Source organism: Streptomyces sp. NPDC054842, from assembly GCF_053611025.1.
Genome location: NZ_JBSGZN010000042.1, coordinates 17,952 through 31,485 on the forward strand (window position 1 = coordinate 17,952; position 13,534 = coordinate 31,485).

At 72.7% G+C, this 13,534-nt stretch carries 11 protein-coding genes and 1 tRNA gene; 9 read left to right on the forward strand and 3 right to left on the reverse strand.

Annotation, left to right across the window (positions count from 1 at the left end; translation table 11 throughout):
* Window positions 1-269 precede the first annotated feature (269 nt).
* Complete coding sequence (locus tag ACWGIS_RS27755; RefSeq protein ID WP_453365177.1) at window positions 270-695, forward strand: phage holin family protein; 426 nt, start codon at window positions 270-272, stop codon at window positions 693-695.
* Window positions 692-1,228 (forward strand): DUF3618 domain-containing protein, encoded by a 537-nt coding sequence (locus ACWGIS_RS27760; protein ID WP_453365178.1) that lies wholly within the window; start codon window positions 692-694, stop codon window positions 1,226-1,228. Before ACWGIS_RS27755 ends, ACWGIS_RS27760 begins: the two co-directional genes overlap by 4 nt.
* A gap of 457 nt (window positions 1,229-1,685) precedes the next feature.
* On the opposite strand, the gene ACWGIS_RS27765 is transcribed toward ACWGIS_RS27760, so the two are convergent.
* On the reverse strand, window positions 1,686-2,708 hold the full coding sequence (locus tag ACWGIS_RS27765) for a YihY/virulence factor BrkB family protein (RefSeq protein WP_453365179.1): 1,023 nt from the start codon (window positions 2,706-2,708) through the stop codon (window positions 1,686-1,688).
* Window positions 2,709-3,013: 305 nt separating this feature from the next.
* Here ACWGIS_RS27765 and ACWGIS_RS27770 point away from each other — a divergent pair, with 305 nt between their 5' ends.
* Together ACWGIS_RS27770 and ACWGIS_RS27775 are read left to right on the forward strand one after the other, a co-directional pair.
* Complete coding sequence (locus ACWGIS_RS27770; RefSeq protein WP_453365180.1) at window positions 3,014-3,646, forward strand: ArsR/SmtB family transcription factor; 633 nt, start codon at window positions 3,014-3,016, stop codon at window positions 3,644-3,646.
* Between the two features lie 67 nt (window positions 3,647-3,713).
* Entirely contained in the window at window positions 3,714-4,448 is a 735-nt protein-coding gene (locus tag ACWGIS_RS27775) for an SRPBCC family protein (protein ID WP_453365181.1), read from the forward strand.
* Window positions 4,449-4,581: 133 nt separating this feature from the next.
* Here ACWGIS_RS27775 and ACWGIS_RS27780 read toward each other — a convergent pair whose 3' ends face one another.
* A complete protein-coding gene (locus ACWGIS_RS27780; protein ID WP_453365182.1) occupies window positions 4,582-6,408 on the reverse strand; it encodes an endonuclease/exonuclease/phosphatase family protein in 1,827 nt (608 codons plus the stop codon).
* A gap of 482 nt (window positions 6,409-6,890) precedes the next feature.
* Here ACWGIS_RS27780 and ACWGIS_RS27785 point away from each other — a divergent pair, with 482 nt between their 5' ends.
* A complete protein-coding gene (locus tag ACWGIS_RS27785) occupies window positions 6,891-8,315 on the forward strand; it encodes a hypothetical protein (RefSeq protein ID WP_453365183.1) in 1,425 nt (474 codons plus the stop codon).
* A gap of 120 nt (window positions 8,316-8,435) precedes the next feature.
* Here ACWGIS_RS27785 and ACWGIS_RS27790 read toward each other — a convergent pair whose 3' ends face one another.
* Window positions 8,436-9,344: an NAD(P)-dependent oxidoreductase gene (locus tag ACWGIS_RS27790; RefSeq protein ID WP_453365184.1), complete on the reverse strand. Its 909-nt coding sequence runs from the start codon at window positions 9,342-9,344 to the stop codon at window positions 8,436-8,438.
* An 84-nt stretch (window positions 9,345-9,428) separates the two neighbouring features.
* On the opposite strand from ACWGIS_RS27790, the gene ACWGIS_RS27795 reads away from it, so the two are divergent.
* From ACWGIS_RS27795 to ACWGIS_RS27810, 4 genes are all read left to right on the forward strand, one after another.
* Entirely contained in the window at window positions 9,429-9,800 is a 372-nt protein-coding gene (locus tag ACWGIS_RS27795; protein ID WP_453365185.1) for a winged helix-turn-helix transcriptional regulator, read from the forward strand.
* 154 nt (window positions 9,801-9,954) lie between these two features.
* A complete protein-coding gene (locus tag ACWGIS_RS27800) occupies window positions 9,955-11,400 on the forward strand; it encodes an alkaline phosphatase PhoX (protein WP_453365186.1) in 1,446 nt (481 codons plus the stop codon).
* Between the two features lie 64 nt (window positions 11,401-11,464).
* Window positions 11,465-11,543, forward strand: a tRNA-Met gene (locus ACWGIS_RS27805).
* Window positions 11,544-11,916: 373 nt separating this feature from the next.
* A complete protein-coding gene (locus tag ACWGIS_RS27810; protein ID WP_453365187.1) occupies window positions 11,917-13,500 on the forward strand; it encodes a TROVE domain-containing protein in 1,584 nt (527 codons plus the stop codon).
* The last annotated feature ends 34 nt before the right edge of the window (window positions 13,501-13,534 follow it).

Genomic DNA, 13,534 nt, shown 5'->3' on the forward strand with positions numbered 1-13,534 from the left:
AGGTGGGGAGCACTGGTGGTGGCGCCGAACGGACCGGTGACGCCGCCTGCTCCCGACAGTGACGGACTCAGGGGCCGGGCGGCCGACGGGACGCCCCTCCCGACCGCCGGACGGGACCGGCGTGAGCCGGTCGCCGAGACCGCGCTCCGCCGGCTACGGCGCGGCGCGTCCGAGAACCCGTCGGCGTGTCCGGATGAACGGGGACTCAAGGGGTAGCCCCCGCCGGTCCGGGTACCCGGCCCTCCTCAAGTGAGAGGAGGCGGGACACCGTGACCGGGATCATGGACAGCAGGCCCGTGCGGGACGAACACGGGAATCAGTCGGTGGGCGAACTCGTCGGCCAGGCCACCGAGCAGCTCTCCCAGCTCGTGCGCCAGGAGATGAGCCTCGCCAAGGAGGAGCTGGCCGAGAAGGGCCGGCGTGCGGGTAAGGGCGGCGGGATGATCGGCGCGGCCGGCGCCGTCGGCTACGTCGGGCTGATGGCCCTGGCCGGAACCGGCGTGGCCGCCCTCTCCCTGGTACTGCCGGTGTGGGCCGCGGCACTCATCGTGACGGCGGTGCTCCTCGTGATCGCCGGAGTACTGGCGGCCATGGGCCGGGCACAGCTGCGCCAGGCCACTCCGCCCACCCCCGAACGGGCGCTCGACAGCGTCAAGGCCGATGTCGACGAGATCAAGGAAAGGGCGCATCGATGACGAACGACAAGACGGGCGCGGACGCCGCGAAGGCGGCGGGAGCGCAGGTCCCCGGGGTGCAGCCGGGTGCTGACACCTCCGGGGCCACCGCGGGCGCCAAGCCCGGCTCGGACGCCCCGGAGTCGGTGGGCGCCAAGGGTCCCGAGGAGCTGCGGCGGCAGATCGAGGAGACCAGGAGCCGGCTCGGCGACACGGTCGAGGAACTCGCCGCGAAGGCCGACGTGAAGGCCCGCGCCCGGGCCCGCGCCGCCGACCTCAAGGACCGGGCGGGTGCCATGACCGTCCAGATGAAGGGCACCGCCGGCCAGGCGGGACAGGTCGTGCAGACCAAGGCCGCCCACGCCGGGCAGGTCGTGCAGGGCAAGGCCGCGCAGTGCGGTCACGTCGTGCAGGAGAACATGCCGGAGCCGGTGCGCAACGCGGCGTCCACCGTCGTCCAGGCCGGACGGCGGCACCCCGGCCCCGTCCTGATCGGCGCGGGCGTGATCCTCGCGGTCTCCCTGATGCTGCGGCGCCACAACGGACACCGCTGACACCCCCACCTGCCGGCGCCCGCCCGGACGCCATCGCGGGCGCGACACCGCGCCAGTGCCGATGAGAATCCACCGGCACTGGCGCTTCGTCGTGTACGGGGGCGGGGCGTGGGCGCGGCAGCGCTGGAACACCCCCGTGGCGGGGGAGAGGGGCGCGGGAGCCGGACCTCGCGACGGTGACGGAGTCGCGAAAGCCGGGCGCCAGAGCCGAGTTCACGACGGTGACGGAGACGGGGAGACGGGCGCCGGAGCCGGAGCCGGAGCCCAGGACAGTGACCGTGGGAGGGGCGCGGACGTGAGCGCGGCAAGCGGTGCAGAAGCAGGCGGCGGGACCGGGTCGGTCCCGCCGCCTGCGTGCCTACATGCCGCCGTGCCTACGTGTCTGCGGGCCCGTGCCCCGTGCCCGCGCACGGTGGAGGCACCGCCCCTGCCCGTCGCGCGAGTCCAGTGCGTCGCCTCAGCCCGTCCTGCCGCCCTGCGCCGCCCGTGCCCGGGCCTCCCTGAGGGCCCGCAGCCGCGGCGGCCATTTGCGGGTGTCCCGGGGTTCCACGTACGGCTCCTCGGTGGCCGGCTGCCCACCGGTGATGGCGCGCTGGCGGGCGAGTTCCGCGTCGAACTCCAGGCCCAGCAGGATCGCCAGGTTCGTCAGCCAGAGCCACACGAGGAAGATGATGGCGCCGGCGAGGGCGCCGTACGTCTTGTTGTACGAACCGAAGTTGGCGGCGTAGACGGCGAATCCGGCGGAGGCGGCCAGCCAGACGAGCGTGGCGAGGACGCTGCCGGGACTCACCCAACGGAAGCCGCGGTCACGGACGTTGGGGGCCGCCCAGTACAGCAGGGCGATCATCAGGATCACCAGCACCAGCAGGACGGGCCACTTGGCGATCGACCAGGCCGTGATCGCCGCGTCGCCGAGCCCGACAGCGGTGCCCGCCCGTTCGGCCAGCGGACCGGTGAACACGACGATCATGGCGCTCGCCGCGAGCATCACCATCAGGGCGATGGTCAGGATCAGCCGCAGCGGGGTGACCTTCCAGACCGGGCGCCCCTCCGGCAGGTCGTACACCGCGTTCGAGGTGCGGATGAAGGCGGCGACGTAACCCGACGCGGACCAGAGGGCGAAGAGCAGGCCGACGATCGCCAGCACGCTCCCCGTTCCGCCGCTGTCACCCAGCTGCACGACCGCGTCGTGCAGGATGTCACGGGCCGGGCCGGGGGCCAGGTCGCCGACGTTGTCGAGGAGTTTGTCCGTGGTGCGCTGACCGGCCACGCCCAGCAGGGACACCAGCACCAGCAGCGCGGGGAACATCGACAGCACGCCGTAGTACGTCAACGCGGCCGCCCGGTCGGAGAGTTCGTCGTCCATGAACTCCTTCGCCGTGCGCCGCACCACCGCCCACCAGGAGTGCGCGGGCAACTCGGAGGGGCTGTCCTTCTCGGTCAGCCCCGCTCTCTCCGGATCCGGTCGCTTCTCGTCCATGACCTGACGTGTCTCCCGAAACGGCGGGGTGAAGCCGGTCCGGTGAGCCCAATCCTGCTTCGGAGGCAGGGCGGGGCGCCGCACGGGGCGGGAGGTGCGCGGGAGCGAGGCGGGCCGGTGATCGCCGGGCCGCCGGGAGGGGTGTACGGGGGTGCGGCGGGGGCATCCGTCGTCCCGTCCGGGAGCACGCGGACGCCGGCGGCCGCGGGGCCCTTCACCTGGTGCGTCGTCCCGTCCGGGAGCCGCGGAGAACCGACAAGCCGAGTCGCCTGGACAAAATAATTGTTCGGTGGGACGGTGGAGTCATGCTGGACGTGACCGTGATCGAGGACGCAGAGGCGGCCGCCGCCTCACTGGACCCGACGAGGGCCCGGCTGCTGGCGGAGCTGGCGGCCGGGCCGGCGTCGGCCGCCATGCTGGCGGGGCGGGTCGGACTGCCCCGCCAGAAGGTGAACTACCACCTGAAGACGCTGGAGCGGCACGGGCTGGTCGAACTCGCGGGCGAGCGCCGCAAGGGCAACGTCACCGAGCGGCTGATGCGCGCGACCGCGGCGTCGTACGTCATCTCGCCGCTGGCTCTCGCCGCCGTGCAGCCGGACCCGGACCGCTTCCGGGACCAGCTGTCCGCGCGCTGGCTGCTCGCGCTCGGCGCCCGGCTCGTCCGGGACGTCGGGGCGCTGATCACCGGTGCGGCGAAGGCGCGCAGGCGGCTGGCCACCTACGCCCTCGACGGCGAGGTGACCTTCGCCTCCGCCGCCGACCGGGCCGCGTTCATCGAGGAGCTGACGCAGGGTGTCGGCGCCCTCGTCCGCAAGTACCACGCCCCGGACGCGGAGGGCGGCCGGGACCATCGGATCGTCCTCGCCGTCCATCCCACGCTCAAGCCCGGACCCGGCGCGGACGAACCGCCCGCGCCGGAGATCGAGGCGCCGTCATGAGCGCCGCCACCGCCGTCCGACCCGCCCCCGAGTGCCCGCCCGGGGCCGAACCGCAGGAGTGACCGTCATGCCCAAGGAATTCGAGATCGCCCGGGAGTTCGAGGTCGAGGCCCCGCCGGAGAAGGTGTGGGAGGCGATCACCACCGGTACCGGCGGCTGGCTGTGGCCCATGGAGTACGAGCCCCAGGAGGGCGGCACCGGACCCTACGGGGCCACCATCACCGCCTGGGACCCGCCGCACCGCCTGACCAGCCGGGTCGAGGACGTCGAGGGGATCGACGTCCAGACGCTCAACCAGCTCGACCACACGATCGAGTCCCGGGACGGCGGGCGCGCTTCCTGGGTGCGCTACGTGCACAGCGGCATCTTCGTCGACGACTGGGACAACCAGTACGACGGCGCCGCCAAGCACACCGACTTCTACCTGCACACCCTGCGCGAGTACGTGACGCACTTCGCGGGCCGCCCGGTCGCCTTCACCACCTTCGACGGGCCGGTGACGTCCATCGACCCGGGGGCCTTCACCGCCGTCGGGCGGGCGCTCGGTCTCGCCGAGGACACCGCCGCGGGCGCGCGGGTGCGGGCCGAGGGGCCCGAGGGGAGCGTCCTGGACGCCGTGGTCGACTACCGCAACCCGTACTTCATCGGCCTCCGTACCGACGACGCCCTCTACCGCTTCTTCGGCCGCAACCACTGGGGCGCGCCCGTCGGCATCAGCGTGCACGACTTCGCGCCCGGCGCCGACGCCAAGGGCGCCGAGACGGCCTGGCGGGGCTGGCTCGACGGAGTCTTCGCCGGCTGAGTCGTCACCGGCCAGGGGTGTCGTCGGGCGGCACCCGGGTCACCGAACACGAGGAGCCCGGCCCCCTGACGCGGGGCCGGGCTCCGGCAGGTGGGCGGCCGTGGCGGCGTACGAGGGCCGCCGGCCGCCGGTGCTACGGCTTGAAGCGGAGCACCTGCGGGTCGTGGTCGCTGATCTGGTCCGAGAACTCCGCGTTGATGTGCACGCTGTCGTACTCGAGGTCGCAGCCGTTGCGGATCGACGGGCTGACCAGGATCTGGTCCAGGACCTGGCTGTTGCCCTGGTAGTCGTACGTGTAACGCTCGCTCTTCGGCAGCGACTTGATCGCCGACCAGAGCTCGCCGTCGCCCTCCAGCAGCTTCGCCGTCCCGGAGAACTCGAAGTCGTTGATGTCGCCGAGCGTGACGACGTCCGCGTTCTTCTGCACCGCGAGGATGTCCTTGACGAAGGCGTTCACCGCGGTCGCCTGGAGGTGACGCTGGGTCTCCGAGCTGCGCACCGGCGGCTGGAACTGCCCGTGCAGCGACTGGTCGCCGCCCTTGGACGCGAAGTGGTTGGCGATCACGAAGACCGTCTTGCCGCGGAAGACGAACTCGCCCGCGAGCGGCTTGCGGCTGTTCTTCCAGGCGTCCGAGGACGGGTCGACACGGCCGGGGGAGACCGTCAGTGCGGCCTTTCCGCGCTCCTTGACGACCCCGACGGCGGTCGCGGCGTCGCCGCCCGCGCGGTCGGTGAAGGACACCCGCTCCGGGTTGAACAGGAACACCTGCCGGATGTTGCCGCCCGGCTCGCCGCCGTCGGCGAGGTCGACCGGGTCGATGGAGCGCCACTCGTAGGCCGGGCCGCCCGCCGCCGCGATGGCGTCGACCAGCTTCTGCATCGTCACGTCGGCAGCGACCGTGCCGTCGTTCTTCGCGCCGTTGTTGTCCTGGATCTCCTCCAGCGACACGATGTCGGGCGACTGGAGGTTGTTCACGATCGCGGACGCGTGCTCCGCGAAGGTCGCGTCGCCCGGGTCCAGGTTCTCGACGTTGTACGTGGCGACGGCCAGTTCCTTGCGGCCCTGCGCGTCGGTGGTCTCCCGCTCCAGGCCGCCCTTGTCCAGGGTGCCCAGCCGGCCGGCGACGAGGGTGTAACCGCCGTACTGGTTGTAGTCGAGCGGGCCGGTGGTGGTGCCCGCCAGCTCGTCGCCCACGTTCGCGACGGGGAAGTCGGCCGCGGCGCCGAGGGACTGTATCTGCAGCCGCCCGGTGTTCTGCGAGTCGTACGAGCCGTACACCGTGCCGCCGCGGCGGTCGGCGTGCTCGCGCGGCTTCACCGTCACCCACAGTTCGGCGTACGGGTCGGTGGCGGTGACCACCCGGACGTCGGAGACCTGGACGCTCATGCCCTCCAGGGACTCGTAGAGGTCCAGGGCGTACGTCTCCGGCCGCAGCGGCAGACCGTTGACCGAACCGCCCGCGGCGGGGTCCCCGTCGGCGGTGTACGCGTCCGGGACGGAGTCGGCGTCCACGACCGTGGCGGCCGGCACCGCGTTGCCCGCGGAGACCACGGTCACCGTCGGCTTCGTGATCTCCGTCAGCGACTGGTTGCCGGTGGAGGCGCCGCCCGGCACGTACTCGGAGACGGTGCCCGTGACCGTCACCTTGTCGCCGACGGCGACCTTCGGGGCGGAGCTGGTGAAGACGAACACGCCCTCACTGGTGGCCGGGTCGGCGTCCGCGTCCGGGTCCTGGAACCAGAACCCCTTCGACGAACCGTAGGTGCGCACGCCCGTGACGATGCCGGTCACGTCCGTGACCTTCTGGCCCGCGAACGGGGAGACGCGGGTGGTGCCCTGGATGTCGTGGATGTGGACGGTGTCCGCGTGGGCGGGTGCGGTGAGCACCACGGCGGAGACGGTGGAACAGACCGCGGCGACGGTCAGCGCGGCGATGCGCGCGGTTCTCTTGCTCGGCAAGGGAATCCCTCCGGGGACGTACGTGAGCGCCGGGACGAGGGCGGAACGATGGGGGAGCGCATCCTGCGTGCGGGACGGTGACGCGCGTAGAAGCCGGTGGGCGGGCGCCCGTTCTACTTCTACGCGCGTCAATCTCGTGTGTGGCCGGGGGAGTTGTCAAGGTTTCGGAGGTGTACGACTCCTGACAGGGACATGAACCGGGCGGCATGGGTCCAAATCCGTCTAGGCTGAGCCGCCACGGCTGTGCGGTGCGGGCGGCGGGGGTCACGCGTCTCCACCACGCCCGCGTCGCCCTGCCGTATCCGCTTCGTCCGCCCCGCCGTCTCCGGCCCGTCCCGTCCGCCCGAACCCGCCCCGGTGCCGCTCCCGGCGCCGACCGCCCGCCCCGCGCCGTACGGCGTCCGCCCGGCCGCTCCGCCCGCCGTGCCGACCCGTTCACCGCGAGCCCCGCCCGTCCTGCTTGTCCGGAGGAGAACCAGCCGATGTCAGACAGCTCACCCCTGCCGCCCGTGCGGCTGTCGTCCGAAGCGGAGCTGGCGCGGGACGCGCTCGCCACCCCGCTGCTCTCCCGTGCCGCGCGGCTCGCCCGCTGGGCCGGTCCGGACACGCGTGTGGGCGCCGGCGGTGAACTCGTCGAGGAGCAACTGCCGCTGGCGGCCGGCGAACTCGGCCTCACCGGCGACGAGGCCGCGGCCTACGCCGGAGAGGCCTGGCGGGTGGCCGTGGACGCGGGTCTGGTCGAGATCGTGGACGAGGAGGAGGGCACCGTCACCGCGGGCGCCGACCTCGCGCAGCTCACCGCGGGCGCTCCGCACGACGTCCTCGGCGTGTGGCTCGCCGCCCTGGAGACCGTGCTGGCCGACGCGAGCGTGCCGGACCTCGACGACATCGCCGGCGCCATGGACGAGGGCGGCAACATCGACTTCTCCCGGCTCGACTGGGACCCCGAGGCCGAGGCCGCCTTCCTCGACGGCGTGCTCGGCAACCTGTACCTGCTGACGGTCGGCGAGGACGTGCCCGGCGAGAGCCCCGTCCCGCTGCCCGCCCTGGCCGCGTCGATGATCGTCCCCGACGGCATGGGCGAGCCCAGCAACGACGTGCTGGAGCGGGTGTCGGACGCGATGATGCGGCTGGACGACCAGTTCCGGCTGCTCGAACCGATCGGGCTCGTCGAGTTCCAGCCCGTGGACGAGGCGCTGATGGCGGACGCCGACGAGGAGCCGGCGGCGGTCGACGAGACGGACGTCTCGCGCTACGGGATGGTGCGGCTGACCCCGCTCGGCCTGTACGGGCTGCGGGCCCGGCTCCTGGAGTCCGGGATCGAGGCGCCGGCGGTCGGCGACCTGACCGACAAGGGCGCCGACGCGCTGCTGCACGGCACGTCCGCCTTCCCCCCGGCGGCGGCCCAGGCCGAGACCGAGCAGTGGCTCGCCCGCCGTGAGCCCCTCGCCGCCGCACGCGAACTGCTCGCCGCCGCCCGGGGCGCCGACGCCGGTGCGCCGCTGCGCCGGCTGAGCTGCCAGCAGGCCCTCTCGCTCGTCGGGGCCGACGCGGAACCGGCGCTGCGCGAGGTGCTCGACGACGCCGAACTCGGCGGCCTGGCACGGGTCTGGCTCACGGAGCGGGGCGCGGCCGACGTACCGGCGCCGTCGGAGGCGATGGTCTTCTGGCTCACCATCGACACCCTGGCCGCTCAGCTCGCGGCCGAGGGCAACTCCGACGAACTGCAGGGCCTCGTCGAGGGGCTCGCCCAGCAGCACGGCGGCTTCTTCGCGACCGCCTGGCGGGTCGACCACCCCGCCACGCCGGACGTCCTGGAGGCGATGGGCCGCCTGCACCCGGACCGCAAGATCGCCAAGGAGGCCCGCAAGGCGGCGTTCAAGGCGCGGTCGCAGCAGGGGGGTTGACGGACCCCGGCCGCTGACGGAGGCAGGCTTCCCGGCACCCCGTCCGCGAGGCCGGGCCCCGGGGCGCTGTCCGGCGCGCTCTGCGGCCTTCCTCGGGCCGCGGCGCCGGGACCGCCCGGATCAGCCGGGTTCCCGGATGCCGTCGATGATGCGGGTCCAGTTGTCGCCGCCGTGCCCGGCCTCGATCGCGCGCCGGTAGTGGGCCTGCACCGCCGACGGCAGCGCCAGGTCCAGGCCGAGTGAGGCGCTGGTCTCGACGATGTGGTCGGACGTCGCGCCCATCATGGTGACCGTGCTGAGGTCGCCGGGGTGCTCCCCGGCGTCCAGCGCGCTGCCGGGGTGCTCCTCCGCCGACCTCAGGATGGCGCCGATCGAGTCGGCTGACGAGAGCAGCTCCGGCAGGGCCTGGGCCGCCTTCATCCCCGCGGCGCCCAGCATCGCCGTCGCGTGCATCAGCCCGGACAGCGTGGTGAGGAACACCGCGAGCTGCGCCTGGTACATCATCTGGGCGAGGCCCGGGTCCTCGCCCAGGTACGTCGGCGTCCCGATCCGTGCCAGGGCCTGACGGTGACGCTCCATCACCTCGGCGGGGCCGCTGTAGTAGACGTGGGCCGCCTCCGTGCCGACCATCGGCGCGGGGACCATGACACCCCCGGTGAGGAACGCGGCGCCGTGGTCCGCCGCCCAGGCCGCGGCCCGGCGCGAGCGGTCGGGGGTGTCGGAGCTCAGGTTGACCAGCGTCCGTCCGGCGAGTGAGCCGGCGGCGTCGCCGAGGATGTCGTACATCGCCCCGTAGTCGGTGAGGCTGAGGATCACGAGGTCGCTCGCCGTGACCGCCGCGACCGGTGTCGCCGCGAGCTCGGCTCCGTCGGTGACGACGCCGTCGGCGCGGCCCGGGGTGCGGTTCCAGACGGTGACCGGGTGTCCGGAGGCGAGCAGGGTGCGGGTCATCGCCCGGCCCATCGGGCCGAGTCCGATCACGGTGACGGCGGTGTTCCGCCCGGTGGTGTCGTTCTGTCGTTCGTTCACCCCTCCATGCTCGGAGAGCGCCGCCCCGCCCGGAAGTACCTACTATTTTCTGCGGTACTCACCTTTAGGTAAGGGGGATCAGCGATGGCCAAGGCACCGAGAAACGGCCCCTACATCTGCGGGATCGACGCCGCGCTCGACGTGGTCAGCGGCAAGTGGAAGGGGCTGATCCTCTGGGAACTCCACGCGCACGGCGTACGCCGCTTCGCGGAGCTGCGCCGCGGGCTGCCGGGGGTCAGCGAGAAGATGCTGACCCAGCACCTGCGTGAGCTGGAGGCGGACGGGCTCGTGCACCGGAAGGTCCACGCCGAGGTGCCCCCGCGGGTCGAGTACACGCTGACCGAGCACGGGCGCACCCTGAACGAGGCGCTCGGACCGCTGGGTGCCTGGGGCGTCGAGCGGATGCGCCGCGAGGGCTGCGAGACAGTCGGCACGGCCGGGACCGGGCACGGGTGAGCGTCCCCGCCGGTGACCGGGTGGATTCACGTGATGGGGTCCCCCGATGTCGGGCGGCGTTCAACCGCCGTTCAGCCGCGGGCGGGACCGTGGCGCCGCAACGAGGTCCGCCACCCCCCTCACGCAGTCCCACTCCACCGTCACAGGAGACAGCATGTCGCTCACCCGCAGGGACTTCGCCACACGATCCGCGCTCACCGGCGCCGGCGTCGTGCTGGCCGGCAGCGTCGGCGCCCTCGCCACCGCGCCGAACGCCCTCGCGTCCACCGACACCGAGAGCACGGGCGACGACTCGGCGGACCGGCACGGGGGTGTCGGCTACGGACCGCTGATCCCCGACCCCGAAGGTCTGCTCGCGCTGCCCGCCGGGTTCAAGTACCGCGTCATCACCTACAGCGGCCGGACCAAGCTGGAGTCCGGCGAGTTCACCCCGTCCAACCACGACGGCACGGCCACCTTCGACGGGCCGCGCGGCGCCACCCTCCTGGTCAACAACCACGAACTGTCCGGTGCCCGGTCCAAGTGGAAGTATCCCGTCCCGCTCACCGAGGGCCTGGTCTACGACCCGGCCGCGTCCGGCGGCTGCACGGTCGTCGAGGTCCGCCACGACAAGGTCGCCGAGTGGGTCGGCATCGCCGGCACCGCCACCAACTGCGCGGGCGGCAGCACTCCTTGGGGAACCTGGCTCACCTGCGAGGAGACCGAGGACAAGGCCGGCCAGAACGGCATGACCAAGGACCACGGCTACGTCTTCGAGGTCGACCCCGAGGACCGCCGCCGCAACCGTGACCCCAAGCCCATCAAGGCCCTCGGCCGGTACGCCCACGAAGCCGTCGTCGTCGACCCCAAGCGCGGGCGCCTCTACCTCACCGAGGACGCCTCGAACCCGAACGGCCTCCTGTACCGCTGGACCCCGCCGCAGGGCTTCGAGCACGGCCACGGCCGGCTGGCCGAGCTCGCCGACGACGCGGGCGCGCTCCAGGCGTTCAAGTGCTTCGACTCCGGCGGCCAGTTCGTCGACGACCTGTCCCGCGCCACCAAGGTCGGCACCGTGTACGGCGTCGACTGGGTGGACGTCCCCGACCGGGACGCCAAGACGGTGTCCGTGCGCAAGCAGTTCGGCGCCGGCCAGGTCACCCGGGCCCGCAAGCTCGAAGGCATGTGGTGGGGCGACGGCGGCGCCTACATCGTCACCTCGTTCGCCCGCGCGGAGAGCCCCGTCCAGCACGACGGCCAGGTCTGGTTCTACGACCCCAAGCGCCGCACCCTGACCCTGAAGGTCCTCCTCGGCGTGAACCCGGACCCCGCCGAGGACGGCGCCCTCGACGGCCCCGACAACATCACCGTCTCCCCGTACGGCGGACTGGTCATCGCCGAGGACGGCGCGGGCGTCCAGCACCTCTTCGGGGCCACCGACAGCGGCCGCACGTACCCGATCGCCCGCAACGAACTCAACATCGGCACCGAAGAGGAGCCGGAGTACAGCGAGTTCACCGGCGTCACCTTCTCGCCCGACGGCCGGACCCTGTTCGCCAACATCCAGGACCCGGGCATCATGCTGGCGATCACCGGACCGTGGAAGCGTCAGCAGCGCCGCTGAGAACGCGCCCGCGGCGGGACGGTTAATTCATTGGCCGGTTCCATGGCCGCCCTTTTAGAGTGATGCCTGTCCAGGTGCGAAGGCAGGACCTACTTCCACTCATAATGGGGCGGCCACGGGTTCGAATCCCGTCACCGGTACCACATGCCGGTGTAGCTCAGGGGCAGAGCACCTACGTCGGTTCCGCCGACCTGAACTCTGGACACCACAACTTCACGCACCTCCCGGTGCGCGGGCTGCGGCTACTTCTTTCCACAGAATCCCCGCCGCCGCCGACTAGATCTCGGGAGGCGCAGCTCATGGTGGGTGCCCGGTGCGCAGGCAACGGTTACTTCCTTCGGATCGGACGGTTGCGGGTTCGAGTCCCGTCATCGACCCCGGGTCGATGTAGCTCAATCGGGTAGAGCATCTGACAAGTCCGTCGCCGACCCCTGATCTCGGGCACCCACCATCTGCCGTGCCTTCCGCCGGAATGACGCGACGAAACCGTCGCCCACGAATTCGGGGGAATTCATCATGGCGCGATTCAACATCAGGACCGCGAAGCCCAGAGGCCTTTCGCGGGTGACCTCGACCGGCCGTGTCCTTCGTACCTACGAGGGCGGCCGCGGCCGTGAGCGCGACACGCGCTCCGAGCTCTTCCTCCTGGCCGTCGCCAACTTCGTCTCGCAGAACACCTTCTACGAGACCGGCGCCGACCGGGACGACCGGTTCGCGGCGCTCGTGCGGCAGCTCGCCGTCGAGGACCCGTCGTGGACGGCGGGACTGCTCGGCTGGCTGCGCGGCGAGGGCAACCTGCGGACCGCCTCGATCGTCGGCGCCGCCGAGTACGTGAAGGCGCGGCTCGACGCCGGCGCCACCGAGGGCCCCGCCAACCGCGAGGTCGTGGCCTCCGTGCTGCGGCGCCCCGACGAGCCCGGCGAGCTGCTCGCCTACTGGACCTCCCGCTACGGCCGCAACGTGCCCAAGCCCGTCAAGCGCGGTGTCGCCGACGCCGCACGGCGGCTGTACCACGGCGCGTCGCTGCTGAAGTACGACACCGCGTCCAAGGGCTACCGCTTCGGCGACATCCTCAACCTGGTGCACGCGGCGCCGGACCCCGACAAGCCCTGGCAGGGCGACCTCTTCCGGTACGCGCTCGACCGGCGCCACCACCCCGACACCGCCGTCCCGCCCTCGTCGAACCGCGTGCTCGTCGCGCACCACGAGCTGATGGCGCTGCCGGTCGCCGAGCGGCGGGCCGTGGTCACCGCGCCCGACGGGCCCGAGCGGCTGCGGGCGGCCGGGCTCACGTGGGAGGCGCTCGCCGGATGGCTCCAGGGCCCGATGGACCGGGCGGCCTGGGAGGCCGTGATCCCGTCCATGGGTGCGATGGCCCTCGTGCGCAACCTGCGCAACTTCGACGCGGCGGGCGTGAGCGACGAGGTCGCGGCGCAGGTCGCCGCGAAGATCAGCGACCCGGCCGAGGTGGCGCGGTCCCGGCAGTTCCCCTTCCGCTACCTCGCCGCCTACCAGCACGCGCCCTCGCTGCGCTGGGCGTACCCGCTGGAGCAGGCGCTCGCCCACTCGCTGGCCAACGTGCCGGTGCTGGGCGGACGCACACTCGTCCTCGTCGACCGGTCCGGCTCGATGTTCCACTCCCGGCTCTCGGAGCGCTCCGAGCTGAACCGGGCGGACGCGGCCGCGATCTTCGGCACGGCGCTCGCGCTGCGGGCGGCGGACGCGGACCTGGTCGAGTTCGGCACGAGCAGCTCGCCCGTGCGGTTCCGCCAGGGCGAGTCGGTGCTGCGGGTCCTGGAGCGGTTCGGGGACCTCGGCGGCACCGACACGAGCGCCGCGGTGCGCCGGCACTACAAGAAGCACGACCGGGTGCTCATCGTCACCGACGAGCAGGCCATGTACAGCCACCACGGCGACCCGACCGAGCAGGTCCCGGCCGACGTCCCCGTCTACACGTGGAACCTCGCGGGGTACCGGCCGGGCCACGGCCCGTCGGGCGGGCCCCACCGGCACACCTTCGGCGGGCTCTCGGACGCGGCCTTCCGGATGGTGCCGCTGCTGGAGGGGGCACGGGACGCCGACTGGCCTTGGGCGGCCTGAACGGGGGGCGGGCTCGGCCAAGTTCAGCCCCGTG

Excerpts from the sequence above, each read along its gene's own strand:
- ACWGIS_RS27760 (WP_453365178.1), top strand. The coding sequence starts at position 692 with ATGACGAACGACAAGACGGGCGCGGACGCCGCGAAGGCGGCGGGAGCG.
- ACWGIS_RS27765 (WP_453365179.1), bottom strand. The coding sequence starts at position 2,708 with ATGGACGAGAAGCGACCGGATCCGGAGAGAGCGGGGCTGACCGAGAAG.
- ACWGIS_RS27770 (WP_453365180.1), top strand. The coding sequence starts at position 3,014 with ATGCTGGACGTGACCGTGATCGAGGACGCAGAGGCGGCCGCCGCCTCA.
- ACWGIS_RS27775 (WP_453365181.1), top strand. The coding sequence starts at position 3,714 with ATGCCCAAGGAATTCGAGATCGCCCGGGAGTTCGAGGTCGAGGCCCCG.
- ACWGIS_RS27785 (WP_453365183.1), top strand. The coding sequence starts at position 6,891 with ATGTCAGACAGCTCACCCCTGCCGCCCGTGCGGCTGTCGTCCGAAGCG.
- ACWGIS_RS27795 (WP_453365185.1), top strand. The coding sequence starts at position 9,429 with ATGGCCAAGGCACCGAGAAACGGCCCCTACATCTGCGGGATCGACGCC.
- ACWGIS_RS27800 (WP_453365186.1), top strand. The coding sequence starts at position 9,955 with ATGTCGCTCACCCGCAGGGACTTCGCCACACGATCCGCGCTCACCGGC.
- ACWGIS_RS27810 (WP_453365187.1), top strand. The coding sequence starts at position 11,917 with ATGGCGCGATTCAACATCAGGACCGCGAAGCCCAGAGGCCTTTCGCGG.